General features: G+C 39.7%; 22 protein-coding genes and 2 pseudogenes. 7 read left to right on the top strand and 17 right to left on the bottom strand.

Annotated features, from left to right (window positions below):
* Positions 1 to 399 precede the first annotated feature (399 nt).
* On the top strand, positions 400 to 1,656 hold the full coding sequence (locus tag B7E05_RS07195) for an IS110 family RNA-guided transposase (RefSeq protein ID WP_080873567.1): 1,257 nt from the start codon (positions 400 to 402) through the stop codon (positions 1,654 to 1,656).
* 176 nt (positions 1,657 to 1,832) lie between these two features.
* Here the strand turns inward: B7E05_RS07195 and B7E05_RS07190 are convergent, their stop codons facing one another.
* The 5 genes from B7E05_RS07190 to B7E05_RS07170 all read right to left on the bottom strand — a co-directional run bounded on the left by B7E05_RS07190 (position 1,833) and on the right by B7E05_RS07170 (position 7,676).
* Complete coding sequence (locus B7E05_RS07190; RefSeq protein WP_245833009.1) at positions 1,833 to 2,879, bottom strand: NAD(P)/FAD-dependent oxidoreductase; 1,047 nt, start codon at positions 2,877 to 2,879, stop codon at positions 1,833 to 1,835.
* Positions 2,880 to 3,290: 411 nt separating this feature from the next.
* Positions 3,291 to 4,139: a tryptophan 2,3-dioxygenase gene (gene kynA / locus B7E05_RS07185; protein ID WP_080873565.1), complete on the bottom strand. Its 849-nt coding sequence runs from the start codon at positions 4,137 to 4,139 to the stop codon at positions 3,291 to 3,293.
* A 1-nt stretch (position 4,140) separates the two neighbouring features.
* Entirely contained in the window at positions 4,141 to 4,773 is a 633-nt protein-coding gene (gene kynB, locus B7E05_RS07180) for an arylformamidase (RefSeq protein ID WP_080873564.1), read from the bottom strand.
* Positions 4,773 to 6,047, bottom strand: coding sequence for a kynureninase (kynU, locus tag B7E05_RS07175; protein ID WP_080873563.1), 1,275 nt, complete (start codon positions 6,045 to 6,047; stop codon positions 4,773 to 4,775). Before kynU ends, kynB begins: the two co-directional genes overlap by 1 nt.
* 171 nt (positions 6,048 to 6,218) lie before the next feature.
* Positions 6,219 to 7,676 carry a protein adenylyltransferase SelO gene (locus tag B7E05_RS07170; protein ID WP_080873562.1) on the bottom strand — a complete coding sequence of 486 codons (1,458 nt, stop codon included), beginning with the start codon at positions 7,674 to 7,676 and terminating at the stop codon, positions 6,219 to 6,221.
* A 1,396-nt stretch (positions 7,677 to 9,072) separates the two neighbouring features.
* On the opposite strand from B7E05_RS07170, the pseudogene fic reads away from it, so the two are divergent.
* Positions 9,073 to 9,674 (top strand): annotated as a pseudogene (gene fic, locus B7E05_RS07160) (protein adenylyltransferase Fic).
* Positions 9,675 to 9,725: 51 nt separating this feature from the next.
* Here the strand turns inward: fic and B7E05_RS07155 are convergent.
* The 7 genes and pseudogenes from B7E05_RS07155 to rpsN form a co-directional block, all read right to left on the bottom strand.
* The gene (locus B7E05_RS07155) at positions 9,726 to 10,907 is read right to left on the bottom strand and encodes a GTP-binding protein (protein ID WP_080873560.1); all 1,182 of its coding nucleotides are present in this window, start codon (positions 10,905 to 10,907) and stop codon (positions 9,726 to 9,728) included.
* A gap of 137 nt (positions 10,908 to 11,044) precedes the next feature.
* Positions 11,045 to 11,587 carry a dCTP deaminase gene (gene dcd / locus B7E05_RS07150; protein WP_080873559.1) on the bottom strand — a complete coding sequence of 181 codons (543 nt, stop codon included), beginning with the start codon at positions 11,585 to 11,587 and terminating at the stop codon, positions 11,045 to 11,047.
* Positions 11,584 to 12,789: a GTP-binding protein gene (locus B7E05_RS07145; RefSeq protein ID WP_080873558.1), complete on the bottom strand. Its 1,206-nt coding sequence runs from the start codon at positions 12,787 to 12,789 to the stop codon at positions 11,584 to 11,586. Before B7E05_RS07145 ends, dcd begins: the two co-directional genes overlap by 4 nt.
* 18 nt (positions 12,790 to 12,807) lie before the next feature.
* Positions 12,808 to 14,481: a nucleoside recognition domain-containing protein gene (locus tag B7E05_RS07140; RefSeq protein ID WP_080873557.1), complete on the bottom strand. Its 1,674-nt coding sequence runs from the start codon at positions 14,479 to 14,481 to the stop codon at positions 12,808 to 12,810.
* Positions 14,475 to 15,584: pseudogene (locus B7E05_RS07135) on the bottom strand (NAD(P)/FAD-dependent oxidoreductase). Before B7E05_RS07135 ends, B7E05_RS07140 begins: the two are co-directional and overlap by 7 nt.
* A gap of 46 nt (positions 15,585 to 15,630) precedes the next feature.
* Positions 15,631 to 16,596 (bottom strand): CobW family GTP-binding protein, encoded by a 966-nt coding sequence (locus B7E05_RS07125; RefSeq protein ID WP_080873554.1) that lies wholly within the window; start codon positions 16,594 to 16,596, stop codon positions 15,631 to 15,633.
* Between the two features lie 144 nt (positions 16,597 to 16,740).
* Positions 16,741 to 17,010: a 30S ribosomal protein S14 gene (gene rpsN, locus B7E05_RS07120; RefSeq protein ID WP_080873553.1), complete on the bottom strand. Its 270-nt coding sequence runs from the start codon at positions 17,008 to 17,010 to the stop codon at positions 16,741 to 16,743.
* Positions 17,011 to 17,217: 207 nt separating this feature from the next.
* On the opposite strand from rpsN, the gene B7E05_RS07115 reads away from it, so the two are divergent.
* Both B7E05_RS07115 and B7E05_RS22100 read left to right on the top strand, forming a co-directional pair.
* A complete protein-coding gene (locus B7E05_RS07115; RefSeq protein ID WP_080873552.1) occupies positions 17,218 to 17,445 on the top strand; it encodes a hypothetical protein in 228 nt (75 codons plus the stop codon).
* A 135-nt stretch (positions 17,446 to 17,580) separates the two neighbouring features.
* A complete protein-coding gene (locus tag B7E05_RS22100; RefSeq protein WP_179134486.1) occupies positions 17,581 to 17,727 on the top strand; it encodes a hypothetical protein in 147 nt (48 codons plus the stop codon).
* Between the two features lie 98 nt (positions 17,728 to 17,825).
* Here the strand turns inward: B7E05_RS22100 and B7E05_RS07105 are convergent, their stop codons facing one another.
* A complete protein-coding gene (locus B7E05_RS07105) occupies positions 17,826 to 18,077 on the bottom strand; it encodes a MerR family transcriptional regulator (protein WP_080873550.1) in 252 nt (83 codons plus the stop codon).
* On the opposite strand from B7E05_RS07105, the gene B7E05_RS07100 reads away from it, so the two are divergent.
* Positions 18,076 to 18,891, top strand: coding sequence for an aldo/keto reductase (locus tag B7E05_RS07100; RefSeq protein ID WP_080873549.1), 816 nt, complete (start codon positions 18,076 to 18,078; stop codon positions 18,889 to 18,891). The genes B7E05_RS07105 and B7E05_RS07100 overlap by 2 nt on opposite strands.
* A 224-nt stretch (positions 18,892 to 19,115) precedes the next feature.
* On the opposite strand, the gene B7E05_RS07095 is transcribed toward B7E05_RS07100, so the two are convergent.
* Positions 19,116 to 19,505 carry a hypothetical protein gene (locus tag B7E05_RS07095; RefSeq protein WP_080873548.1) on the bottom strand — a complete coding sequence of 130 codons (390 nt, stop codon included), beginning with the start codon at positions 19,503 to 19,505 and terminating at the stop codon, positions 19,116 to 19,118.
* Positions 19,506 to 19,741: 236 nt separating this feature from the next.
* The gene (locus B7E05_RS07090) at positions 19,742 to 21,859 is read right to left on the bottom strand and encodes a peptidoglycan D,D-transpeptidase FtsI family protein (protein ID WP_342744984.1); all 2,118 of its coding nucleotides are present in this window, start codon (positions 21,857 to 21,859) and stop codon (positions 19,742 to 19,744) included.
* A gap of 608 nt (positions 21,860 to 22,467) precedes the next feature.
* On the opposite strand from B7E05_RS07090, the gene B7E05_RS07085 reads away from it, so the two are divergent.
* Entirely contained in the window at positions 22,468 to 22,884 is a 417-nt protein-coding gene (locus B7E05_RS07085) for a MerR family transcriptional regulator (protein ID WP_080873547.1), read from the top strand.
* Positions 22,885 to 22,975: 91 nt separating this feature from the next.
* On the opposite strand, the gene B7E05_RS07080 is transcribed toward B7E05_RS07085, so the two are convergent.
* The gene (locus B7E05_RS07080; protein WP_080876241.1) at positions 22,976 to 24,139 is read right to left on the bottom strand and encodes an MFS transporter; all 1,164 of its coding nucleotides are present in this window, start codon (positions 24,137 to 24,139) and stop codon (positions 22,976 to 22,978) included.
* Positions 24,140 to 24,321: 182 nt separating this feature from the next.
* Entirely contained in the window at positions 24,322 to 25,056 is a 735-nt protein-coding gene (locus B7E05_RS07075; RefSeq protein ID WP_080873546.1) for an SDR family oxidoreductase, read from the bottom strand.
* A 119-nt stretch (positions 25,057 to 25,175) separates the two neighbouring features.
* On the opposite strand from B7E05_RS07075, the gene B7E05_RS07070 reads away from it, so the two are divergent.
* Positions 25,176 to 26,072, top strand: coding sequence for a LysR family transcriptional regulator (locus B7E05_RS07070; protein WP_080873545.1), 897 nt, complete (start codon positions 25,176 to 25,178; stop codon positions 26,070 to 26,072).
* Positions 26,073 to 26,089 lie beyond the last annotated feature (17 nt).

Raw genomic sequence — 26,089 nt, 5'->3', positions numbered from 1 at the left:
TAATGAGCGTATGCTTGCCTTGGCAAGCATACCGCGAATTAGAAAGAAGCAAGCGACAGTGCGGTAGCCCTCAAACAAAAGTGTTTACGATGCTGAGCTGTCTTTGGGAAAATAGCCATAGGTAGCGTTCCTACCAAGGGATTGTTCCGATTTCTCCTGTTGCCCCAAGCTAACACTTGGGTGTCTTCCAATTAGAGAGTGTTGCCCTGGCCCTGTGTTATAGACCTACACGTTGACTGTTTCCCGGTCAGTTAGCCCTCCCGCAAAGCAGAAGGAGGCTCATGCACTGCTGACTCCCGGTGTATTCCAATAGCTCGCAAGGCTGTCGTTCATAGGTTTCCCAGGGACATCTCAGCATCGTAGGCGCTACATCATCATAAACCAAAGGAGGTGATTCCTATGACTTCTCCCTTGTTCGTCGGAATTGACGTAAGCAGTAAGCATAACGTCGTCTGTTGCTTAACCCGGGACGAAGTGAAACGGCCTCTGAGCCGATTTACCATTACCAACAATCGTCCCGGCATTCAAGAATTGAAAGACCGTATTTCCAAACTCGTCAAAAAACATGGGTTTGAACAGGTTTTATTCGGTCTGGAACACACCGGAAGCTATTCGACGCACACGGCTATCTATTTGCAGCAGCACCTGGACTTTGGCGTATCAGATAAATTGGTTTACGCATTGAATCCTAGCCTTATCAAAGAATTCAAAAAAGCGAATTTTCTCGATGCTCCCAAAAACGACCGGGTGGATGCCTGGTATATTGCCGCAAAACTTCGTGCAGGTAATTTACCGCATCCTTATACGTGGAGCGAGCCACAAATGGCTCTACAGCGACTGACACGTGCACGATATCATTTGATGCAGGATTTAACACGGGAGAGCAACTTTCTCCTGACAAACCTGTATTTAAAGTTCAGCGACTATACCATCGCTGGACCGTTTAAACAAAACACGCTCGGCGTAACGTCCATGGCCGTCATGGAAGAGTTTACTTCCGTTGAAGAACTCGTTGATATCTCATTGGACGAGCTCATTACCTTTTTGGTGCACCATGGAAAAAATCGATTCGATGATCCCGAAGCCGTTGCCCGTTCCTTAAAAAAGGCAGCACGGTCTTCTTATCGGCTATCTGACTCCATGGCAGATTCGGTCAACTTAGCGATGGCATCCAGTATCCGGGTTATTCGCGCTATTCAGCAGGAATTAAAGGTCTTGAAAAAAGCCATTATGGATCATTTAGAAACCATCCCACAAACGCTGGATACAGTCCCGGGAATTGGTCCGATTTTCGCTTCTGGTATCCTGGCCGAAGTAGACATTCATCAATTCCAAAAACAGCAGCAGCTGGCTAAATTCGGCGGAATTGCCTGGAACCAGTCGCAATCCGGTGATTTTACTGCCAATCGAACCCGGCTGATTCAATCGGGGAACCGCTATCTCAAGTACTACCTCTTTGAGGCCGCAAACAGTGTTCGGGTGCATGACCCTGTTTTTGCCCAGTACTATGCGAAAAAGCGGGAAGAACCAAAAGAATTTGCCAACAAACGTGCCCTTGCGCTTACAGCTCGAAAACTTGTGCGGTTGATCTTTTATCTGCTGAAGAACAACCAAATTTATCATCCAGAAGGAGGGATGCCACAAAATCATAAATAGATTTTTATCGCCCTTTTTCTTTCACCTATTAATTTGTTTATATGGTATAAAATGTAAACAAATTAGGGTGGGTTTAGTTTCCTATTGCCTTTTTTAGCTGTATTGGCACGAATGAAGTAGGTTTTTAAAAATCAGTGCTTGACATTATACCGCTGCTCTCTATTTGATTTAGGTATTCATCCGTATAAATATACTTTATTTTTTTCATCCAAAATATCATTATGGGATGAAACGACAGCCGTTTTATGTGCATCTGGTTCCATATATAATTTGGCACTGTTTACTGCATTAGCAGCATCCTGATAAGCTCCGGCAATCAATTTTAATTTCCCTTCATAATAGACACAATCCCCGGCCCCGTAAATTCCAGGCAGGTTGGTATTACCAAACGCATCGCTTTTTATCTGTAAATAATCCCCTAATTCCAACCCTGTTTTATTTTCTTCGTTATTAAAAAGATAATTGTCCTTGTTGTACCCGTGATTTACCAGCAATGCATCAATTGACATCGTAAATTTTTCATCTGTTTTGTTGTTGTACAGGACCACCTCTGAAACCTCGTCTTCACCTGTCAGCTTGTCAATTTCTGTATTAAACAGGATATTCACTCCATTATTTATGAGCTTTGTTTTGGTTGATTCTAACCCCTTTAAATCTTCTCCCCGGTAAATCAACGTGATCTCCTTGGCTATTGGGGATAAATCATTGCCCCAATCTATCGAGGATGGGCCTCCTCCTGAGATAAGCAGCGACTTTCCTCGAAATTCATTAACATCAAGAACTTTATAATAAAGATTCTTGCTTTCAAATTCAGCCGCCCGCGGCACTTCCAATTTAAATGGACTGATCACACCGCCCATCCCGGTAGCAATAACGATTGTTTTTGAATAATGTATTTCCTCTGTACTGGTTGTCAGCATAAAGGTACCGTCTTCTATTTTTTCTATGTCCGTTACAATCTGCCCCAATACAACAGCCGGATCAAATGCCAGCCCTTGTTTAATCGATTGATCGATTAGCTCTCTTCCTGTTATTGGAGGAACTCCTCCCACATCCCAGACCATTTTTTGCGGGTACACATGCACTTTGCCGCCAAGCTTATTATCAGCTTCAATGATTTTTGTTTTCATTTCCCGCAAACCGGCATAAAAGGCAGTGAACAACCCTGCTGGCCCTCCTCCAATAATGGTAATGTCATATATTTCTTCTTTATTTTTAAACAATTCGTATCCCATCCTTTTCGTCTATTTTATTATTGATAATGATAATCGTTATCAATTAAATTCATTATAATTCAATTTTCTTATAAATCAATACATTTTTTTGGAGTAAAATGATAGGCTTTTTAACGGCGAAGGTAGTAAAAACGTTATTTTTCTAAGTAATGGAGGGAATGGAATAGGGTAGATATCATTTCTAAACAAAAAGAAGGGAGCTGTATGTCGTCACTCGACATACAGCTCCCTTTAAACTGAACATGTATTTTGAATGTAATTTGAGAATTGTTCTTTCTTCATTGGAACAAAAGATTTTAGCCAGAAAGGAGACGCCTTTTATGATACATTTCACAGTTTAAACAAGCTGGCTAAGCAGATCGATCATGCTGGCAAAAATTCAACGTATCCGTCCGTCATTTAAAGCTCTGTTCTCAGCTCCCACAATTCCGGAAAAAAATATTGTTCCATTACTTTCTTCAGGTAGCTTACGCCGCCAGAACCTCCTGTTCCTTTTTTAAAACCAATAATCCGCTCCACCGTTTTCATATGTCTGAAACGCCACTGCTGAAATAAACCCTCAATATCCACCAGCTTTTCAGCAAGTTCATACAACTCCCAATACTGATCTACATTTTTATAGATCAGCATCCAAGCTTTTTTTACACTTTCATTCGTTTTATGCGTTATACTAACATCTCTGTTCAGGACTTCTTTATCGATGAGAAAACCGGCTCTGGCAAGTGCTTGGATTGAAACATCGTAAAGGCTTGGTGCATCGTGCGCTTCTTGTAAAATTTGATGAAGCTCCATATCTTTTTCATATATTTTGAGAACATATTCTGTTTTATATCCCAAGGCAAATTCGATTAATCTATTCTGATAAGATTGAAATCCGGAAGCATTTCCCAATTTATCTCTAAACTCAATATACTCGCTTGGTGTCAATGTAGACAAGACGTCCCATACACTTTTCAACTGCTCTTGTATTTGAGTTACCCGGGCAAGTTTTTTAAAGGAGGACCTTAGATTGTCTTCCTGTATATCCTCAATAGCAGAGTAAATCTCATGCAAGATCTGCTTCATCCATAGCTCACTGACATGATGGACAACAATAAATAACATTTCATCATGATGACTGCTTAAACGGTGCTGGCTCGATAATAACGTGTCCAGGCTTAAATAATCGCTATACGTCATTTTCTCTTTAAAATCAGTTTGGATACTCTTTTCATTTTCAAAAGCTTGGTGCCGATTAACTGATTTCATTTTACCGCTCCTCTATTGGTTTGATAACAGCACGAACTGGGCTTCCATCACCTTCTTCCAGCGCCAGTGGCAATGCAATCAGTTCATAATCACCTTCTTCTACTTGGTCCAGCATCACATTTTCCAGAATATAAATATCGTGTTTGTATAATGCATGATGTCCGCTCAAGTCTTTACTTGAAATTCTGTCCACAGAGGGGGTGTCCACTCCCGCCAGTTTAACGCCGAGTGTTTCCATATAAGCAGCACCATCCGCTGTAATTGCGGCAACCTCTTTCGGAAATCGGTCGGGCTTGTTCGGAAGTGCCGTTTTGATCAATAAACGTTCTGCGTGTTTAATCCCCTTTGTTTTCAATGCTTCGGCATTAATTTCATCAAAATCACTAAGATCAATAACCTTACAAGCACCAACATAGCGTTCTATATCCAAATCCAGTATCCGCTTGCCATCATTTAAAAAGTGAAACGGTGCATCCACATGCGTCCCGATATGGGCGCTTGTTGTGATTTTACCGATATTCACAGATCCTGACGTTTCTTTGGTGACGGGAGTTTCATAGTGAAATGGCTCATCTTCCGGCCAGTGCGCCAGTTTATTATTCAACGGTTGGGAAATATCAATCCATTTGGACATTAGGAAACAACCTCTCTTTCATTAGAAAATTGCTCATACCATTTCTCTACCATTATATTTTTCAGTCTTTGTACACAGTCATAAACATCCGCAAAAGAATTATATAAAGCAACCGGAGCAAGACGAATGCCGGATGGTTTTCTGAAATCAGGGATGACATTCTTCCATTTTAACGCTTTACAAATCCGTGCTGCTTCCGGATGCTCCAGGTAAATATGTCCCCCACGCTGTTTTTCATTTTTTGGATTACAAATAACAAAACCGAACTCCTTTAACTCATATTCCACTAAGTCCATCATATAAGCAGTCAGCTGTAAGGATTTTTCACGTATCTTTTCTATCCCTGCTTCCTGAAATAAATCCAGCGCACCAATTAACGGAGCAGCACTTAACACATGTGGTGTCCCAATTTGAAAAGCTCCCGCATCCTCTGCAGGCATCAAGGTATGTTCCATGTCAAACTGCTTTTCTTTATCCGAGCTGAACCACCCTGCTAGTCCTGGCGAAATACCAAAATGTTTTTCATTCACATAAAGTGCCGCTACACTTCCGGGACCGGCGTTTAAATGCTTATACGTGCACCAAAACGCAAAATCAACATTCCAATCATGTAACTGATGTGGGATAGCTCCAACCGAATGACATAAATCAAAACCGATTTTTATACCGCGTTCATGCGCTGCCTTTGTTAACTTTTCCATATCTAATATTTGGCCGCTCCGATACAGAACGCTTGGTAATACGATTAGCGCAACTTCCTCTGTCATTGCGTTGATAATTGTTTGTTCATCAAGTATATGACCATCCTCGCTCGGAACTTGAACAAGATGCGTGTCATCATACCCTTGTAATGCCAACTGTGCCTTTAAAGCGTAAATATCGCTTGGAAAATTAAGCGTGTCTGCCAGTATTTTGGTTCTCTTTCCTTCCGGTTGATAAAATGTAGAAACCAGTTGATGTAAATTTACTGTTGTCGATCCGGTTACGACGACTTCTTTATTCTTAGCACCTACAAGCCCAGCCATGTTGTCACCAAGTGATTCCGATAAGTAATACCAGGGCTGCTCTCCAGTCGTCCATCCGTCAATACCGTGTTCTTTCCATGAAGCTAGTAAACCATAAACAGACTGTTCTGCTCTTTTGCTCATCAGTCCTAAAGAATTCCCGTCCATGTAAACGCATTCATTATTGAGGTAAAATTCATTTCGAAAATCTCTCAATACATCGACAGCATCTAATTTGTCAGCATAAGCTTTGGTATATTTTTCTTTCATTTTTCCACTTCCCTTAGTGATTATTTGGAAAGATTTAAAATTTATCCTATTGTATGATACCCATTCATTTTACAACAGCCATATAAGGAGATACAACTTCTAAAGAGTATCTCCTCTACTTGGATAATTATTTCCTATAGACTCGGCTCATTTTCGCTATCCTGCTCATCATCACGTACCACAAAATGTCTGATAATCCTGTTCCGGTGGATTAACAGCATATTTCTCCTGCTCCTCTGTATACGCATAAGGATCTTCCAATGCTGTCAACAAGGCTTGGAAAGGTTCGTAATCTCTTTTTTCCACTGCTGCGGTCAATACCTCTTCCACCAGATAATTCCTCGGAATAATCGATGGATTATGTCGTTTCATTACTTGATAAGCTATTTCTAAAGATGCCGATTGCCTTTCAAGCTTATCCTGCCATGCTTGATACCACTCTTTAAAAGCTGTTGATTGAAAAAGCGCAGAATCCGCATCGAACTGCTGCAGGGTTAAGGAACGAAAAGTGTTCGTAAAATCGGCACGGTATTCCTCCATTAAATCCAGTAAATTTTGGATTAATGTTTTATCATTATCCTTTTTATCCACAATACCAAGCTTTTGTCTCATCCCGTCTAACCAATATGCTTCCACAGACTTGACGTAGGTTTCTACAGCCTCTTTCGCCTCAGGAATCGCCTGTTCTTCATCTTCATCCATCAGAACTAACAAGGATTCTGCAAAGCGTGCCATATTCCAAGCTCCAATTCCCGGTTGATTGCCGTAAGCATAGCGTCCTTCCTGATCAATCGAACTAAAAACGGTTTTCCGGTCATATTGATCCATAAAAGCACATGGACCATAATCAATCGTCTCTCCGCTGATAGCAACATTATCTGTATTCATCACACCATGGATAAAGCCTTTTAACTGCCAGTCTGCAATTAATGCAGCCTGCTTGTCTGCTACCTTGTATAAGAATTTCAAATAACGGTTCTCATCCGCTTCGATTTCTGGATAATGCCGCTTGATACTATAGTCTGCCAATGCTTGTAAATCCTCTTTACTTCCCCATTGCCTTGCATATTGAAACGTTCCAACCCGAAGATGGCTTTTGGCTACTCTTGTTAATATAGCGCCAGGCAACGGAGCTTCACGCAATACTGTTTCACCTGTTGTGGCTACCGCTAAACTACGGCTTGTCGGAATGCCCAAACCATGCATTGCCTCACTGATTAAATATTCTCGCAGCATCGGGCCAAGCACAGCTCGTCCATCTCCGCCGCGGGAATAAGGCGTTCTGCCAGAACCTTTCAATTGAATATCATAGCGCTCTCCCTTCGGAGTCACTTGTTCTCCAAATGATACAGCCCGGCCGTCGCCAAGCATGGTAAAAGAGCCAAATTGATGCCCTGCATAGGCTTGGGCGATTGGTTCACTTCCATTGGGAAGCTTATTGCCTGCAAAGATATCCGCTTCGTTTTTCAAAGCAGAACTGTCCATTCCTAATTCTTCTGCGAGGTTTTCATTGTATATGACTAATTCTGGGGCATCTGCTCTTACTGGTTTCACATTTGTATAGAAAAGATCAGGCAATTGCTGGTACGTATTTTCTAAATTCCAGCCTTGATTCTGTTTATCAGTCATCGTATCGCCTCATTTATTTAAAAATTTGTTTTCTTTAGGATAACATATGAATGGTTTAGAGAAAGAATCTGGTGCTTTGTGATGAAACCTCTGAAGTCCCATACAAAGAAAGAAACAGAAAAAGCAACAAAATAATTTCGCTATAACACTAACAATCTTTGTTAGTGTTATAGCGAAATTATTTTATGGAGTTGTTTTTTTGTCACTCTCTCACAGAGCAGTTTTTTCTTGTAGAAAAGAACGAAAGAAGTTGGGAACCACTCCAACTTCTTTTATCTGTGAAATCCCGCATTCTTTCTTACACCTTTAGTTTAATCCACAGGCTATCGCCTGTCAAAGCGATACAACTTCACTCCATCTTTTAGTATAGGAGTATTCTGAACCTTTAAAAATTGAACAAACAAGAAATGCTATTTATGGTAAAATAAAAAAAGCATGAAGTGGACAAAATGTATTTCACGCAAAAAATCTCCCCAAAGTTGACATACCGCTAGCTGAAAGGGGGTGTACCTTTGGGGACTCGTAAAAACAACCTAGAAAAAAGAAATGAGAAAATCTTCAAAAATGTTTAGGTTTAATTCGAGGTCTAGCCAACCTTGCGAGAATTATATCTTTCATTAAGAATTGGTTCTCATAATTTTTTTACCGCTCTTTTTCTTTTAAAAGAGCGGGTTTTTTGCATAAAAAAAGTCGGAAGCCACCCAACTTTTTTCCGTCACCCTTGGGACGTAAAAACACCTAGTTCTAATACACCCTTATTTTAATCCAAATATAAACTTGTGTCAATTCGATTTCAGCGGACAAAATGTCATGAAATACTTGATAAAATAAGGGTTCTATATATCTATTCCCTTTATCCTCTAAATTATTCTTAATCACAAAAATTAGAAATACCTAAACCTTCTTTGTCGAACTACAATTTTTTAGCAGAAGTGATTAATCAAACTTTAAAGAGCAAATAAAGCAAGTAACAGCAATGACTTTCAACCTATAATAGTTATTAAGAATAGTACTGTCCTGCCTAACAGCACTACTCTTTTGTATTCTTATATCCAAAGAACTCATAGAGCAGAATAATGATGGCAGTTACAAATCCTATTACTATAAAAGTATTTACTTTAGGTATATCAAAAACAAACACTACAATAATAAATACAATTAAAACCATGAGTATCTGTCCATAATCTTTCTTTCTATTTTTCCTCTTATTACTCATAATGTATTTCAGAGCTCCTTTGGTTTTAATCTTTCCAGAAAAAATCAAATAATAAGTGTACATGTCAGTTATTTACCCGGTATATTATACTATAAACAAATGCATCATTTTTATTTTAAAGAAATACCTGCTCCACAAGATATCTGTATAATTAATCGAAGAAAGCGTGATAATATGGCAATCCTTCCTAACAAACTTGGAATTACCAGCCAAACCGAACTCAACCGCATAGAAGAGAAGATTTCGAAGCAAAAAGCAAAACAACTCTTTGACTCTGGTGATATGAACTTTATAGAAATAGGGACTTTCAAAGGATTAAGCGAAATTCACAGGTATCTTTTTGAAGATATCTATAAATTTGCCGGTATGATGCGCGATGTAAATATAGCTAAGAAAGATTTCCTGTTTGCCCCCGTCATGCATCTAAAGGATTCTTTGGATTATATAGACAAGATGCCTCAGCACTCCTTTGATGAGATTATTGAGAAATATGTTGAAATGAATGTTGCGCACCCCTTTCGAGACGGGAATAGGAGAAGCGCAAGAATCTGACTTGATTTGATGTTAAAATCGGAAGTGCGTGGCGTAATTGACTGGAATGTAGTAGAAAAAAAGATTACTTACCAGCTATGGAACGCAATCCAGTACAAGATATTGAGATAAAACAAATCTTAAAAAACGCTTTGACGCCCAAAACAAATGATAGAGAACAGTTCATGAACGGAATCGATGCCAGTTTCTATTACGAGGGTTATTTTGCATACAAAATGGAAGAATTATAAGGAAACAGCGCTCATTTCAGAGTTGAAATAAGCGCTGCAAGAAAGTGCTCTTTAAACCACAGGAAAAGCAGGTAAATCATCCACAAAAGCAGAAATATCCTGCCCTGCTTCCTCCTCCGTCACTAAACAAGCATCCAACGACGCCGCAATCCCTTCCTTATCCATCTCACTGCCAATCAAAACAAGTTCTGTCATTCGACCCCCGGCCTGTTCATCCCAGTCCTCAAACAAAGAGGGGTCCTGCACTTTTAATGCTTCCTGTTCTGCTTCCGAATAGCTTGCCAGCCATCTGCCGGCTCCTTCCAGTGTCATCATTGAACCTGCCTGAGACAAAAACCCTGCTACATTATTTCTGGTGACTAACCAAAAGAAGCCTTTCGCCCGGAGGATTTCCTTCGGCCAATTTTCCAGCCAACCTTGAAAACGCTCGGGATGAAACGGTTTTCTGCTTCGATAGACAAAGGAGCTGATTCCATATTCTTCTGTTTCCGGAATATGCTCCTCATTCAATTCCTTGATCCATCCGGCGCCATGCTTTGCTTCTTCAAAGTCAAATTGGCCGGTTTGAAGCACCTGTAACGGATCTACTTTCCCGAAGACTGCTGTGATAAATTTCGCATCTGGGTTTAATTTATAAAGTAAGCTCTTTAATGAAGTAATCTCTTCCTCCGTCATCTGATCTGTTTTATTTAAAATAATCACATTGGCAAATTCAATCTGGTCTACCAGTAAATCGACAATTCCTCTTTCATCGTCTTCAGCAACTTCCATCCCGCGGTCCATCAATAAGTCCTCTGATTGATAATCCTTCCAAAACTGATGTCCATCGATGACCGTTACCATCGTATCAAGCTGGAAAAAGGCATTTAAGTCGATTCCCAATTCATCATCCGCATAGACAAAGCTTTGCGCAACTGGAATAGGTTCCGACACACCGCTTGATTCAATCAACACATAATCGATATCGAGTTCTGCGAGTTTTTCCAGCTCTACAATCAAGTCTTCTCTTAATGTGCAGCAAATACAGCCATTAGTCATTTCTACCATATTTTCTTCCGTACGGATAAAGCCGCCTTCTTTGACTAATTTAGCATCCACATTTATCTCACTCATATCGTTCACGATAACGGCTATTTTCAATCCTTGCTGATTTTGAAGCAGATGATTCAGCAGGGTTGTTTTTCCTGCACCTAGAAATCCGCTTAACACCGTTACTGGTATTTTCTTGCTCACTTTATTTCACGCCTTTCTTACAGATGAACTGGCTGTAACCGTCATTCTGGAAATGACAGCATTACAGCCAACTAAACGTCTTTATTCCTATATTTTTTGTCTATATAAAAGAAGCTTCCTCTCCGCTAATGAAGGATTCACGTTCTTTCCTTGTCCAAATAAACTCGGCTCGGTGTCGTCCCTTGCTGATACAAGTACTTTCCACTATACCCTTCCGTTTTCTGATCCACCTTGGCAATAACAAGCTGGCAAACTCGCATTCCGGCCTGCAGCTGAACAGGCACGCGATTCGCATTAAACAATTCCAGTGTAATTTGTCCAGAAAATCCCGGATCGATCCAGCTCGCATTTTGAATAAAAACACCGAGTCGTCCAATCGAGCTTCTTCCTTCCACAAAGGCAGTTAACTGTTCTGGGAGACCAATTTGCTCCAATGTCGTTCCCAATAGAAAGCTTTGCGGCGGAATCGTGATGGTCTCTTGCTCTGCTATCTTGATTTTCCGATAATCTGCTGGTTGATCAACCGATAAATAGGGCGTGGACAAGTCATCAACAACTAAAAAATCTTTTCCCAACCGCAAATCAATCGAAGCAGGCTGGACACTTAATTCCTGAAAAGGAGTAATCATTAACAGCTTATCATCAACATGCTGTTTTATCGTTTGTCCGGATAAAATCATGCCTTCGCACTCCCGGATAGCTGCCACGGAAATGGATTTCTAAACGCGGACCAGTCCTCATCCATTTCTGTTTCACTCAACAGGCAGCGTTCTAAATCCTCGGTTATCTGTTCCTTATCCAAGTCCATGCCGATGAATACCAGCTTCGTATGGCGGTCTCCGAATTGCGGATCCCACAGCTCTCTGATTTCTGGATTATTCTCGAATATTTCCCTTTGCTGGGCTTTTGGCAGCGAATCGACCCAATAGGCTAAAGGCTCCACCTCAACAGAAGGCCCTGCCTGCGATAGCAATAAGGCTAGATCATTATGTGTCGCACACCAGACAACGCCTTTCATGCGGATAATTTCTCTTGGCAAATCCTGATACCAGCTTACCAGCCGTTCCGTATGAAATGGCAATCTGGACCGGTATACAAAGGAACTGATCCCGTATTCTTCCGTTTCCGGCGTATGATTTTCGACGCCCGCATTTAATTCCTGCAACCAGCCGGCTGAGTCGCTCGCCTTCTCAAAATCAAATAAATTCGTATGGACAATTTCCTGTAAATCGACCTGACAATGCTGGGTACGGATGATTTTTGCTTCCGGTTGTAAGGTACGAATCACCTGCTCCAGCTTATCTAAATCTTCTGCTTTGACTAAATCTGTTTTATTGAGAATAAGCACATTACAGAATTCAATTTGATCAATTAATAAATCAGCAATATTTCGTTCATCTACATCACTGACCGCCTGTTTCCGGTCAAGAAGCGAATCGCCTGAACCGAAATCATGCCAGAAGCGGTTCGCATCAACAACGGTAACCATGGTATCCAATCGGCAATATTGGGTTAAATCAATATCCATCGTTTCATCAATATAAGAGAAGGTTTGGGCTACCGGAATCGGTTCACTAATCCCGGAAGATTCAATCAATATATGATCAAACTCTCCTTGCTTCACCAGTTTTTCCACCTCTACTAATAAATCCTCCCGCAGTGTGCAGCAGATGCAGCCATTAGACATTTCAACCAGCTTTTCCTCTGTCCGTGAAAATCCGCCTTGGGATTGGACCAGCTCACTATCAATATTGACTTCACTCATGTCATTGACGATGACCGCCACCTTTAACCCTTCCCGGTTATGTAAGACATGATTTAATAACGTTGTTTTTCCAGAACCTAAATACCCGCTTAATACCGTAACAGGAATCTTCTTCATGTATTCGTCCTCCTCTTTTTAAAATATGAAATGTAATCCTCCAGCAACAATTGCTGCGCTGACAATACTGGTCAGCATTTGCTTTCCGCCAATAGACAGGGAAGTCCTCCAGCCCAGTTCCTTCCCAATTGTAAATAATGTCACCAGACAGGCGGAGAGTGTCGATGCCAGATAGACAAGAATAAAAATCTGGCTCAGCGACATCTCCATTAATAAGCTGCCCTGCCCTTCATTTAAGATAAGCAGGCCATCTTTCCGAATGAAAGAAAATATCAGCCCCGGCGCCGCATCTACAGGTAAGGAAAATAAATAGATTATCGGCATCGCAAGCCAATGGAGTAGAGATAATATATTCATAGCCTGGAGCACAGATGCCGCCAGACATATTATTAAAAATATCGGCATTGCCTGCAGTAAAAATTGTTTAATCGAACTGGCAACCTTCCATGCAAATGCCTGCCAGTTTATTTTTTGAATATAAGGAAGCGGAGCAATACGTGTTAGATTATCTGCCTCATTCCGATTCCAAATTCTTGTGTGGATTGCTCCAACGATAAATAAGATAAATAGATATGGAATAAATAACAGCGGGGCATGTGCTGCACTAAAGATAGACAGTGTTGCTCCGATTTGATAACTGCATGCCGAGCCAAATGCAATCAGTGAAACACAGTTCGTGCGGGTGCAGCTGCTGCAGCCTCGGCTTTGAAAAACCGCCACAACATTACATCCGAACCCCGTGATAACCGGAAGCAGGTCCCTTCCCGTCAAACCAATTTTACGAAGCCATGGATCCAGTGCACGTGTGACATGCTCCTGTATACCTGTCTCCTCAGTAAGGCTTGTCATCACACTGATCAGCAGCACAACAGGAAAAGCCCACAGAAAGGAATAAGAACCTAGCGTAATCAAGCCGTAATCACCTGTTAATACCTCCGCCAAAAAAGAAGGCGCCTGATTGATCCAGCCTGCAATCGGATCAAGAACATATTGATCAGCTATCGGCTCCAACCAACTGACAAATAAATAAGCACCCATGACAGGGACAGCAAACATTCCTAAAATAAAGAAGCAAGCCAGGATTGGTCCGGCAATCGGCATACGAAATACCGGAATTAATTGATTAGCCGTAGCACCCGCATCGGGAAGAAAGCTTAGAATGCTTTTAGAAGCTCCCCAAACTTGCGCCTGCTTTATGCCCTCAATCACCGCCTCCTGATTCTGCTCATCCATTTTTCTTGTATTTACCCAAACAACCGGAACCTGTACTAATTCCTTTATCCGATTTTGTTCAGACAGAGGTGGTAAATACTTGTCCCGATGTGTTGCAACAACTGCAATCCTTTTGCCTTTCAAATTTAGTTCTGCTTGCAGCTCGGTCAATTCTTCCTTTAAATTAGTGGCTTTCACAACTAATAAAATCGTTTTTTCATCCTGAAAATGGTCCAGGGTAAGCTGTGTATTCTGGCTGTCCATATCAAATTGCAGCCCGGGAAGATCTGTTAGATGGACATCGGGATGTAATTGACAGGAAGCTTTCAAAGCAGCAATCGTCGACCCTTTTACATTCCTGGCAATAGCACTTTTCTCACCCGTCAGCGCACGAAACAAACCCGACTTCCCAACGGATTCACTGCCAATCAGCACCACCTCTTCCTGTGTAAGGGAAGAGGCTTGAGCCTGCTCTAGCATTGGCACATCTCCCCGCACATAGAAAGGTCATTCAGATAAAAGTTTTCTTTTTTATACTCTTCCAAAATGGATAAATCCAAATCCAGCTGTCTTCCAATCGTTTCTGCGATTACCGCAAACCGCTGGCGGAATTTATAAATATAACAGAAGATATGGCTGCCATGCCGCAATTCTGGACCTGCCAAAAACAGCCCGCTCACTGCTGTTGATTCATCCTGCTCATTCACAAGTACTTCGTTATGCTTCCCGCGTGACACTAAATTCTTTATTTGCTTCGTGCTGCCAGTAAAGCCTGTTGCCAGAATAGGTCTCGCTTTTGTAAAATATACTTTTCCATCCTTCGTATAGACATCATAGCCTGAAGGATTTTCTTCAATTCGTGCGACAGTAGTATTACCCGTTACAGTTAATAATCCAGCATCGAATAAGGGGCGAACCCGGTTATAGGTATAAGTTGATAGAGCAAGACTTGGATCACTGCTATCCAATTCCCATGTATTCGTTCTAGCAATCACTCTCGTTTTTTTACCAAGCTGCCCTAATTGATAGGCAGCATCCATGCCGCTTTCGTAGCCGCCGATGATAAGAAAATCATCTCCATTCATCTCCTGCCAGGATGAAATCATACTGTTGTGGATTCCCAGATCCGCACCAGGAAACGGCGTTACATCAGGGAATTGATATTCTCCCCCAGCCCAGACAACGTAGCGGCTTTGATAAAGTCCGTCTGACGTATTTATAGAAAAAATGGTGTCTTTTTTATCTATGTGATTCACCTGAACTCCTTTTTTGATTGGAACGGCAAAATGATTTGCCACTACCTCCAAATATTTCGCATAAGCTGGTCCTGTGGGATGCTCCATATCAAGGGTATAAGCTGGTGACGTTTTCGGAACGATGGCGTTTAAATCGGTTTGACCAAATCCTTGCGCCGGGAATGATGGCGTAATAAAGCGCATTTCCTCCGGCTAGCTTTGAAAAGAAGCACCAACATCATCTTTTTCTAAAATCAGACAGGATGCATTCATCTGCTTGAGTATTGCCGCAACACCAATACCTGAAGGACCTGCCCCTACAATAACGACATCATATATTCTTTTCATGGTTACCCTCCTCAAATCGTAATTATTACGGTTTGATATTCAAAAATTAAGCAAGGCAATATTGAAAGCCTTTTTCCAACTCTTGATGGTCAAGATGCTTCCCAATAATAACAACCTCGCTTTTGCGTTTTTCATCCTTTGTCCATACATCGCCTTCCGTACCTGCAAAGAGCATATGCACTCCTTGAAACACCACTTTTTGCTTCATTTGTTTAATGGAAAGAACTCCCTTGTAACGGTAGAGACTTTCTCCTTTGATACGAACTAAGTAAGCAAACCATTTATTCACTTTGTCCAAATCAAGCGGGCGTTCATCTTGAAATACAAAGGATGTCACGTGATGATTATGATGATGGTGATGCGTTTCTGTTAACAGCTCAGGGTCAATGTTTAAAGCATACTTTAAATCAAACGATTTTTTTCCGATTAATTCTTTCGTGTCTACGATTCCATACGTCGTATAAAACTGCTTGGCATTTGGATTCATATGCGTTAACTGTTCTTCCAGCTTCTTTCTTTCATCTTCTGTAATCAAATCGGTCTTGTTCACGAGCAAAATATCGGCAAATGCAATCTGCTGCTCCGGCTCCTCTTCCTGCAGATGCTGCTCGATATGCTTGGCATCAACCATCGTGATTACACTGTCGATTTCAAAGGTATCAGCCATCTGCTCGTCCATCAAAAACGTTTGAATAACTGGGGCTGGATTCGCCATGCCTGTTGTTTCAATGATAATGCGATCCACTTTTTCTTCCTGCTTCATTAAATCAGTTAACAAGCTGATCAAATCACCACGCACATTACAGCAAATACAGCCGCTGTTAATTTCAACGATTTCTTCTTTTGTTCGTATCACCAGCTGACTATCAATCGATGTATCACCAAATTCATTAATGATCACAGCCGCTTTCTCATCTGGCATATCATGCAGCAGTTTATTTAACAATGTCGTTTTGCCGGCACCTAAGAAACCAGTTAGAATCGTTACTGGAATGGGGCTTTCTTGTGACAATGCTTTTCCTCCTTATTCATGAAAGAAAAAACAGCTTTCCGCCAATCATCAGCTAAAAGCTGTTTTCTTTCTTCTCTTCTATCGAGCAGCACTTGAAAATACAGCGCCAGCTGAGATGGTACTGCTTAGACATTCACAGCATGATTACCAGCTGGCTTTTTTCACGCCCGGCACTTGCCCTTTATGCGCATATTCTCTCAAAGCAATACGGGACATACCGAATTTACGTATATAACCGCGTGGTCTTCCTGTTACCTCACAACGGCTTTTCAAACGCGTCGGTGAAGAATCCCGAGGCAGTTTACGAAGCGCTTCATAATCCCCTTTTGCTTTTAACTCTCTTCTTAATTCTGCATATTGTGCAACCATTTGCTGGCGTTGTTTCTCTTTTGCAATTTTAGACTTTTTAGCCATTTTACACTTTCTCCTTTCGATATTACTCTTTATTTCGTATTTCATAGTAACTTTAAATCGTAACGTTTACGAATAGAATTCATTATAAACTATTTTATTAATTATGTAAACAGTAATTATTACGTTTTATGTTTTTCACCTGAATTTATGGTAGATAAAAGAATTAGTGCTATAATAATGATAATTTAGGAAGGAGTGAATAAAGCGATGGATTGGTCTGATGTTCGAAATCTTTATCCAAATCAATTTGTAAAGCTAAAAATACTAGCAGCTCAAATTGAAAAGGACAAAGAAGTTATTAAAGATGTGGCTGTGATAAGACCTGTATCTAATGCAGAAGCAACGAAAGAGTTATTACATTCAAAAGGAGATGAAGTAGTCTATCATACCGTTCATAAACAGATTATTCTTGAAGTACGCCAAGATGTTGGATGAAGGAGGTTCCGCTAATACGAAAGATTAATTATAAGGACGAACTGCTTTTGGACGACATTACACTTAGTATTAGAGAATATAAAAGACATATAAACGATAATAGGATAAAGAAAAGAGCAAAGGAGCTTGAAAAAAATGGAAAAACAACAAACGAAGCATATCTCCCATCACAAAAACGAACCTCCTCGAAATCCTAACAAACGGACGACAACAATTAATCTTAAACGGACTATTGAGCGAATGGAAGCTAATGACAGAGAAGCTATCAGACAAGCTCGTTAAATGAAAACGTTAATGCTAACATGAAATTGTTTATAATTCCCTTGCCCCAAGCCCACATCCATTTTATTGATAATTCCCATAATCAATAAAAAAGCAATCTAAAAATCATAATCGCTATTTTCTTTTTTATTCCATTCTAAAGGATTGGATTTATCATAGGCTTCTTCTCCTTGTTGAAGCCTTTCGTAAAAATCCATTTTATCACGAAGGTAAGCTGCACATCTTTGTAATTTTTCAAGTTCTTTATTTACATTTTCTTGTTGTTCACGAACAATCTCCTTTCGCTCAGGAATAGCTTCTTGACCAATCAGGCAAAGGTCAACGTATTTCTTGATTGCTTTCAGCGACATGCCTATGGAAGGATACGGGGTATTTCAAGTATCACCGGAGGAAACCGAACGTTGTGTTTCAGATGCGTTAAAGGTCGGTTACCGCAGCATTGATACTGCTGCCGCTTATGGCAATGAAGAAGCGGTTGGTAAAGCAATCAAAAATAGCGGTATACCTCGGGAAGAATTATTTATTACGACGAAGCTATGGGTTCAAGATCAAGGATATGAAAACACAAAAAAAGCGGTGGAAACCTCTTTAGAAAATTTAGGATTGGATTATTTAGATTTATACCTGATCCATCAGCCATTTGGCGATTACTATGGTTCATGGCGTGCCATGGAAGAATTATATAAAGAAGGAAAAATCAAAGCAATTGGATTATCCAACTTCGAGCCAGCCCGACTCGTTGATCTTATCTTGAATAACGAAATTGTTCCTGCTGTGAACCAAATTGAAGTACACCCATTTCTACAACAAAATGAGGCAAAAGCGGTGATGGAAGAATATGGCGTTCATATGGAAGCCTGGGGGCCTCTTTCAGAAGGCGGAAACAATATTTTTGACAATGACGTATTAACTGAAATTGCTGAAAAACATCAAAAAACTGTTGCACAAGTTATTTTAAGATGGCATTTGGAGCGCGGTGTCATTATTATTCCTAAATCTGTTCGGGAAGAACGTATGCGGGAAAATCTAGATATTTTTAATTTTTCATTGGATTCTCAAGATATGGAGAAAATTTCCGCTTTGGGTTTAGGAAAAAGCAATATCATTGATCATCATGATATAGAAACAGTTAAAACGTTGAATACGATGAAAATTCATGATTAATCAATCAAGTGCAACCATTTTTTTATAATATGGTTGCACTTGATTCTAATACAAAAAATTTCGCAGAAGAATTGCAAATTAAAATTAGAGATAGATTACAAGAACAAAGGTATAGCAATGAAGAAGGAACAACACTTGTACCATGGAAAAGCATTAGAAATATCTGCTAAAATTTGGGATGCTATTCAAAAAGAAAAGATAGGTGTATTAGTAGATTTAGGTTGCTATTCTTCAAACTCTACATGAACAATATCTGGTTCTCTTCCACTTCTGGCTAAAATCACACTAGCTTCCCTGTCATTTTTCCATTCTACAGAAATATCATGCGGCATTTTTGTTTTCTTTATCGTTTGATTATCATAATTTATCTGTAGAATCGGGTCGGGGAATTCTGCTATTTTAACCACTTCTATTTCATTTTCCTGGTTGGGAGACTGACTGAGCATTAACTGCGTTTCTTCAGGGTGACCGAAAGCGTATATAATTTTAACTGGAACCCAAACAATCGCTGCTATGATAAGCAGAATCATCAGAAAATAGATACTGCCAATAATTATTTTGTGTTTTGCCTTTCGACGCTCATACTCTACCAACTGATCATTATTCCAATCCATTCTATAGCCCTTCCCATTATTGAGATTGTAAGTCAGTTTAGCAAACTGACCAAAAAACCATTTTTACTTAGAGTTTTTTCTCTTAGAAAATCCTTGTATTTTTTCATTACTCAACAGAATCATGCCCAACAGTTTTGTAAACCGTGATATGTTTGAAGCACACCACGGTTTACAAATCATTTCTAATATGGTCTTTTTATCTTCATCCATATAATATAGGAGATAGTAAACGTTGATTATTCTTCCTCTTCATTATCACTATCACCATCAGAATCCTCTGCCTCTTCATCCTGTTCTTCTTTTATGTCAAAGTAGGAATCTAAAACACGTTCCCCAACTTTTAGATTCACTTCATTCCCTTCCCCAATTCCGACATGCGGGACAATAACAGCAAAAGCAACTTCTGGATCATCAAACGGCGCATAGCCAACTAATGACAAATTATTAAGGTCAAAACGTTCGCCATCAACAAATTCAGCAGACTCCGCTGTCCCTGTTTTTCCGGCCGGGTTATATGATTTATCATCGAAATAATCATTTCCGGTTCCTTGTGATCCTTGGTAGGAAAGACGAAAACCGTCCTGAACACGGCTGATTTCATCATTCGTCATTTCTATCCGATTCATCGTCGTTGTGTTGGTTGTATAATACAATGGCCCAAGCTCTTCCATAGAGGCAACTGGATCACGGGCTTCCTTTAAGAAATGAGGCTGAACACGATAGCCGTCATTGGCGATGGTTGATACATATTGAGCCAGCTGTAAGGCTGTGTATGTATCATACTGCCCGATAGCAAAGTCAAGGAGTGTACCTGGATCTTCTGGTGTTTGTCCTCTTAATCCGGTACTTTCATTTGGATAATCAACCCCTGTTGTGGAGCCCAGTCCAAATTGATTGAAATAATTTTGCAGGGTTTGCAGGGTTTCTCCCATATTTAAATCTATATTGGCATTTTGAGGCATCGGATGCCGATTGTCACCGCCCAGGCGCAAGGCAACATAGAACATATAAACATTGGACGACCTTTCCAGCGCTGTTAAATCATTTACTGTCCCCATATCTTGAACCGAGCTTTTCGCCTCCGCTCCTGCTAAATTCATCGGTGCATCCCTAAATGTGTCTCCCGGAGATATAGCACCTGAATCATAGCCTGTCAGGATTGTCGCCCCTTTAATACTGGATCCTGGTTCATGCGCATTATTCAGGGCCCCTAATCCGGCATCATTATATTCATCATTCTCGTCATCATATTCTACTCCAGAAACGGCTAACAATTCTCCGGTTTGTGGGTTCATTACTACAGCATAAGCATTTGTAGCAAACCGATTTTCATAAGAATTGCTTGCTTTCATCGATTGAAATTCATCTAATAAAATGTCATCAACCTCTTGCTGAAACTCTAAATCTGTCGTTAATACTAAATCTTTTCCTCGTTCTCCATCAACGATCGTCTCCGAATCAATAATCGATCCGTTCTGGCGTGTCGTATATTGAATTTCTTCCTTGCGTCCACGCAGAAAGTCTTCATATTGCTCTTCCAGTCCACTCCTGCCAACACGATCATTCCTGCTGTATCCCTTTGTCAAGTAAGCACTCATATCTTCAGCAGGAATACCTTCTTCCTGACTGGAAACATTGCCTAAAATACTAGTTAATGTATCTCCATTTGGGTAAACACGATCCCACTCTGTGGTGGCATTGATACCAGGCAATTCATCTAAATTTTCAGCTACAGCAGCATATTCCTCTGCTGTGACATCTTCATTTTTCACAACCTGTGGAGTAAGTGCGTACGCACTATCCAACTCTTTTTTTATCGCGATAAGTTCTAACTCTTCATCTGTAAAATCGGCAATTTCTTCATCTGTAATTAATTCCAGCGTAGCATCATATACTTCGGAATTTTCCATTTCTTCTGTATCCACTGATTCTAACCGCTCTTCTATTTCTTCCTCATGAAGCAATAAATAATATTCTCTTCTATCTCTTTCTGTAATTCGATCAATATATTGATCATCACTCATATCAATATATTTCGCTAACGCTTCGGCTACCTCTAGACGGTCCTCTGCTTGAACGTCATTCGAAGGCGTATACGTAATAGAATACAACGCTTCATTATCTGCAATAAGTTCTCCATTGGTATCAAAAATTTTCCCTCGGGGCACTGGCACGCTCGTCGTATCTAAATTTGTCCTCTGAATTTCTTCTTGGTAAGACTCTCCATTTAAAATCTGAACAACACCTAACTGAAGTACGAGTGCAGAAAATAAAAGGAAGATGACAAAGAAGAGGATATTCATACGAACTGGAAGCAAGGCACGTTTTTTATTATTCTCCTTTTTGTCTTTCACTTTTCTCCTCCTTATTTTATATCAGGTATATTATCAAATAACATCTTTCCTTCGAGTTCTCTGTAAACAGTTCTTTAGCAAAACGAAAAGCACATCTATTTGTTGCTATATATATTTATTTACGAAACTCACATTAACATATATGAACTTGACAACCCAGTTTTAACTTTTTTTCAGAAATCTTATTTAGGGTATGGCTGAATTTTTATTTTTCTATTCCTTTACCAATATTATAAGTACACCATAATTCATAGAACGAAACTTCATTCAGTAGGAGATTTGGTTCTTCTCCTGCTGAGATAGCCTAAGTGATTCAGGGAGTTAGCTCACCTGATCTCCCGCCTAAATAAATTTATTTTGAGGCGGGAGTTTTACGGACGCTTCTCCGTGATAAATTAGGCTATAATTTTTTAAACTATCCTTTGTTAAAATAGTATCTTAACCATGAGATTCCTTATCTCCAACAATACAAATGAACCTACTGACTTTAGGTCAAATCATTGGAATCTATTTTTAGATAATGCACTTTGACGCCCCCACATCATTATGGTAAGCTTCTTTCAACTATTAAGTTAACTTCAGGTTTACATTTGAAAAGAGGCGATAAAATGACTTATTCTATTGGAGAAGTAGCTAAAAAATTAGATCTGACTATCCCCACCTTACGTTATTATGATAAAGAAGGGCTCATTCCTTTTGTCGAACGCACCGATAATGGAACCCGTGTATTTAAAGATTCTGATATAGAGTTACTGCATGTTATTCAATGCCTGAAATCCAGCGGTATGTCTATCAAAGATATCAAGACCTTTATTGAATGGTGTTCTATAGGAGACGCTACCTTGCAACAAAGATACGATTTATTTATCGAGCAAAAAGCAGTTGTAGAAAAACAAATGGAAGAATTAAAAAATACAATGGCTCTCATCAATCATAAATGTCATTATTACAAAGTAGCGCTGGAAGCAGGAACGGAAAATGTGCATAAGGACAATAAAATAGGAAATACCGTATTCGATTCGTGAAAAATTAGCTGCACTTTATGATGTTATATATGAAGTACAGCTATTTTTCTGTCTCGAATACGGCAAACTCTTTATTTGAAATCCAGAATAATCATTCCTGGTCGGCAGTTTGATATAATCTATTTCGAAGTATGATAAAGACAAAACTGATCATTAACGCAACAACACCGACAAACAAAATTTCTCTCGTTCCAATTTGCGATATAATCATTCCCGCTATAGAGGTTCCAATGGTTGTACCCAAATTCACAGATGTCAGGAATAAACCATTTGCAAAATCCGGAGCTTGCGGAGCCGCAGACATAATCCAATACTGGTTGATGTTTGCACCAATTCCACCTAATATCCCCCATGCCGAAATAATAATAGCAGTAGGAACAGTCAGTTCAGCTACAGGATAAAAGATCAGATATAGCGCAATTAATGCAATAGGAAAAATGGTTACTGTGCGGATAGGGCTTTCAGAAAGCAATCTTCCAGCTATAATATTTCCTAAAATATTAGCCAAACCATAAACGAGGAGCATGATACTGATAACATTAGATGACATATTTGTTACGGTTCCTAAATATTCAGCCAGATAACTGTAAACGCCGAAAATAGCTGCATTGATGAGCAGCACAGCAAAAATCGAAAGCCACGTAACTCCTTTTGTTAATATTTTCAACTGTGAACCATAGGAAAGCCTTTCTGTGATTGGCATGGATGGAACCAAAAAGATCGTCGCAATCAATGTAAAAATATTAATGATAGCGAAAAAAGACATGGCTGCTTGCACGGAAATCGCATCCGAAATAAAACTGACAATCGGAACGCCTAATACCATCCCGGCAGAAACACCAATAAATACTTTGGAAATTGCTTTCGGTGCTTCTCTTTCACTGACAGAAGCGCCAGCAACTGATAATGCCATGGAGACATAAAGCGGATGGAAAAAGGCCGGTATCACACGGGCAATCAAAGCAACCGTAAAGTTTGTTGTAAAAACAGAAATAATGTTTCCGATAATAAAAATAATCAATACCATTAACATGACATTTTTTCGATTCATACCAGAAAATATTAATGGCATTGTTGGTCCGGCAATAGCTATCGCTAATGCGAAAAGACTTACCAGCAAACCTGCAGTCGAGACACTGACATTAAAATAATCTGCTAAATCCGGGAGTATGCCAATAACCCCCATTTCGGTATTGATAATACCAAATACGCCAACTGCTAATATAAATATAAGTAACCCTTTCGAATTTTTCATAAACGTTTGTTTCACTTCCTTCTTCCATCATCGCAACAAATATTTTCTATATTTATTACGCTTAAAAATATAGAAGCACATCTATAAAATAAATACTTTATCCATAGATATGCCTCTTTTATTCTCTCTGTATTGATTATTACTTCAACGTCTTTAGGATAATGTACAAATTTTTCATCCGCTTAAACGGGTTGACCAGTCGGTCGCACAATCATATCATTAACGGATATGCGATCCGGTGTGTCAATCGCAAACACAACTGCAGATGCAATATCTTCAGAAGTTAATCCAGATTCCAGCTGATCTTGATGAAGAGCTTCCGCAACCTCTTTATCACTAATGGTTTGATACAATTCGGTTGCAACTGCTCCTGGTGAGATAATGGTCGATTTAATATTATTTTCGCGCTGTTCCTGTCTTACCCCTTCCATAATTGCACGGACTGCAAATTTGGTTCCGCAGTACACAGCGGAACCAGGATAAACGACGTGGCCTGCAACAGAGTCCGTTGCTATCATATGGCCTGATTTTTGCTCTGCCATAATCGGTACCACTGCCGCAATTCCATTTAAAACACCCATGATATTGATATCAAGCATTTTCTGCCATTCATCACGGCGCCCTTCTACGATTGGAGCAGTTGGCATAATACCTGCATTATTATAAAGGACATCAATTCTTCCATACGTATTCATCGCAAGGTCCACTACTTTTTGTACATCTTCATAGTTGGTAACATCTGCTTCTTGAATATGAATATCTGCCTCAGGAAATGCTTCTTTGATTGCTTCCAGACGGTCTAATCGACGTGCAGCAATAACCAGCTTCGCACCTTTTTCAGCAAGCAGTTTGGAAGTTGCCTCCCCAATTCCGCTTGAAGCACCCATAATTACGATTACTTTATCTTTTATTGACATGATTAAAATCTCCTTTTGTGTGATTTTCTTTTCAATAACATCATAGAATGATATGATTCAAATAGCAAATACCTATATCAAATACATTAGTATACCTTATAAGCATAGGAGGAGTTATGATGGAAATCCGATTATTACGGTATTTTATTGCCGTAGCAAATCAGCAAAGTATTTCTGGGGCAGCAAAACATTTACATCTTTCCCAACCCACCTTATCTAGACAACTAAGTGAGCTGGAAGCGGAATTAGACACTCCTTTATTCATCAGAGGGAACCGCAAAATTACCTTAACCGCAGAAGGTATGTTTTTATTAACAAAAGCAAAAGAAATTGTAGAATTGGTTGATAAGACCGAAGCGAATTTTAACCAACCAACAGAATTTATTAGTGGAGAAATATACATTGGTGGGGGCGAAACAAAAGCCATGCAGTTTATTGCAAAAGCATTAAAACACCTCACCCATCATTATCCAGCTATTCAATTTCATTTATACAGTGGAAATGCGGACGATATTATGGAAAAATTAGATAACGGGTTATTAGATTTTGGGGTTGTTATCGAACCAACAGATAAACAAAAATATGATTACCTGCATCTGCCGGCTACCGACGTATGGGGTGTATTAATGCGTAAAGATAGTCCATTGGCGGATAAACAATCGATCCAACCTTCTGATTTAATAGATAAGCCTTTATTAATTTCGCGGCAAACGACAGTGGACAATGAACTAACTGGCTGGTTTGGGCAAGACGTAAAAAATCTTTCTATCACCGGAACATATAACTTGCTTTATAATGCCGCGCTTATGGTTGAAGAGGGACTTGGATATGCTTTATGTTTAGATAAGCTGATTAACACATCCGGAGACAGTAATCTTTGCTTTAAGCCTTTGAATCCTGATTTACATGCGGGTTTAAATATCATTTGGAAAAAACACCAAGTTTTCTCCAATGCAGCAAGAAAATTTTTAGAGCAAATTCGAAATAATATGGAAAAGTATACACATAATGAATGAACTTTAAAATGATAAGT

Source organism: Oceanobacillus timonensis, from assembly GCF_900166635.1.
Classification (GTDB): domain Bacteria; phylum Bacillota; class Bacilli; order Bacillales; family Amphibacillaceae; genus Oceanobacillus; species Oceanobacillus timonensis.
Note: the sequence above shows the minus strand (reverse complement) of the source record. Positions and strands in the feature narration are given on the sequence as shown.

Excerpts from the sequence above, each read along its gene's own strand:
- B7E05_RS07140 (WP_080873557.1), bottom strand. The coding sequence starts at position 14,481 with ATGCTAGAGCAGGCTCAAGCCTCTTCCCTTACACAGGAAGAGGTGGTG.
- B7E05_RS07095 (WP_080873548.1), bottom strand. The coding sequence starts at position 19,505 with ATGGATTGGAATAATGATCAGTTGGTAGAGTATGAGCGTCGAAAGGCA.
- B7E05_RS22100 (WP_179134486.1), top strand. The coding sequence starts at position 17,581 with ATGGAAAAACAACAAACGAAGCATATCTCCCATCACAAAAACGAACCT.
- kynA (WP_080873565.1), bottom strand. The coding sequence starts at position 4,139 with ATGAAATCAGTTAATCGGCACCAAGCTTTTGAAAATGAAAAGAGTATC.
- B7E05_RS07070 (WP_080873545.1), top strand. The coding sequence starts at position 25,176 with ATGGAAATCCGATTATTACGGTATTTTATTGCCGTAGCAAATCAGCAA.
- dcd (WP_080873559.1), bottom strand. The coding sequence starts at position 11,587 with ATGATTTTATCCGGACAAACGATAAAACAGCATGTTGATGATAAGCTG.
- B7E05_RS07145 (WP_080873558.1), bottom strand. The coding sequence starts at position 12,789 with ATGAAGAAGATTCCTGTTACGGTATTAAGCGGGTATTTAGGTTCTGGA.
- B7E05_RS07195 (WP_080873567.1), top strand. The coding sequence starts at position 400 with ATGACTTCTCCCTTGTTCGTCGGAATTGACGTAAGCAGTAAGCATAAC.
- kynB (WP_080873564.1), bottom strand. The coding sequence starts at position 4,773 with ATGTCCAAATGGATTGATATTTCCCAACCGTTGAATAATAAACTGGCG.
- rpsN (WP_080873553.1), bottom strand. The coding sequence starts at position 17,010 with ATGGCTAAAAAGTCTAAAATTGCAAAAGAGAAACAACGCCAGCAAATG.
- kynU (WP_080873563.1), bottom strand. The coding sequence starts at position 6,047 with ATGAAAGAAAAATATACCAAAGCTTATGCTGACAAATTAGATGCTGTC.
- B7E05_RS07085 (WP_080873547.1), top strand. The coding sequence starts at position 22,468 with ATGACTTATTCTATTGGAGAAGTAGCTAAAAAATTAGATCTGACTATC.
- B7E05_RS07075 (WP_080873546.1), bottom strand. The coding sequence starts at position 25,056 with ATGTCAATAAAAGATAAAGTAATCGTAATTATGGGTGCTTCAAGCGGA.
- B7E05_RS07115 (WP_080873552.1), top strand. The coding sequence starts at position 17,218 with ATGGATTGGTCTGATGTTCGAAATCTTTATCCAAATCAATTTGTAAAG.
- B7E05_RS07080 (WP_080876241.1), bottom strand. The coding sequence starts at position 24,139 with ATGAAAAATTCGAAAGGGTTACTTATATTTATATTAGCAGTTGGCGTA.
- B7E05_RS07100 (WP_080873549.1), top strand. The coding sequence starts at position 18,076 with ATGCCTATGGAAGGATACGGGGTATTTCAAGTATCACCGGAGGAAACC.
- B7E05_RS07170 (WP_080873562.1), bottom strand. The coding sequence starts at position 7,676 with ATGACTGATAAACAGAATCAAGGCTGGAATTTAGAAAATACGTACCAG.
- B7E05_RS07105 (WP_080873550.1), bottom strand. The coding sequence starts at position 18,077 with ATGTCGCTGAAAGCAATCAAGAAATACGTTGACCTTTGCCTGATTGGT.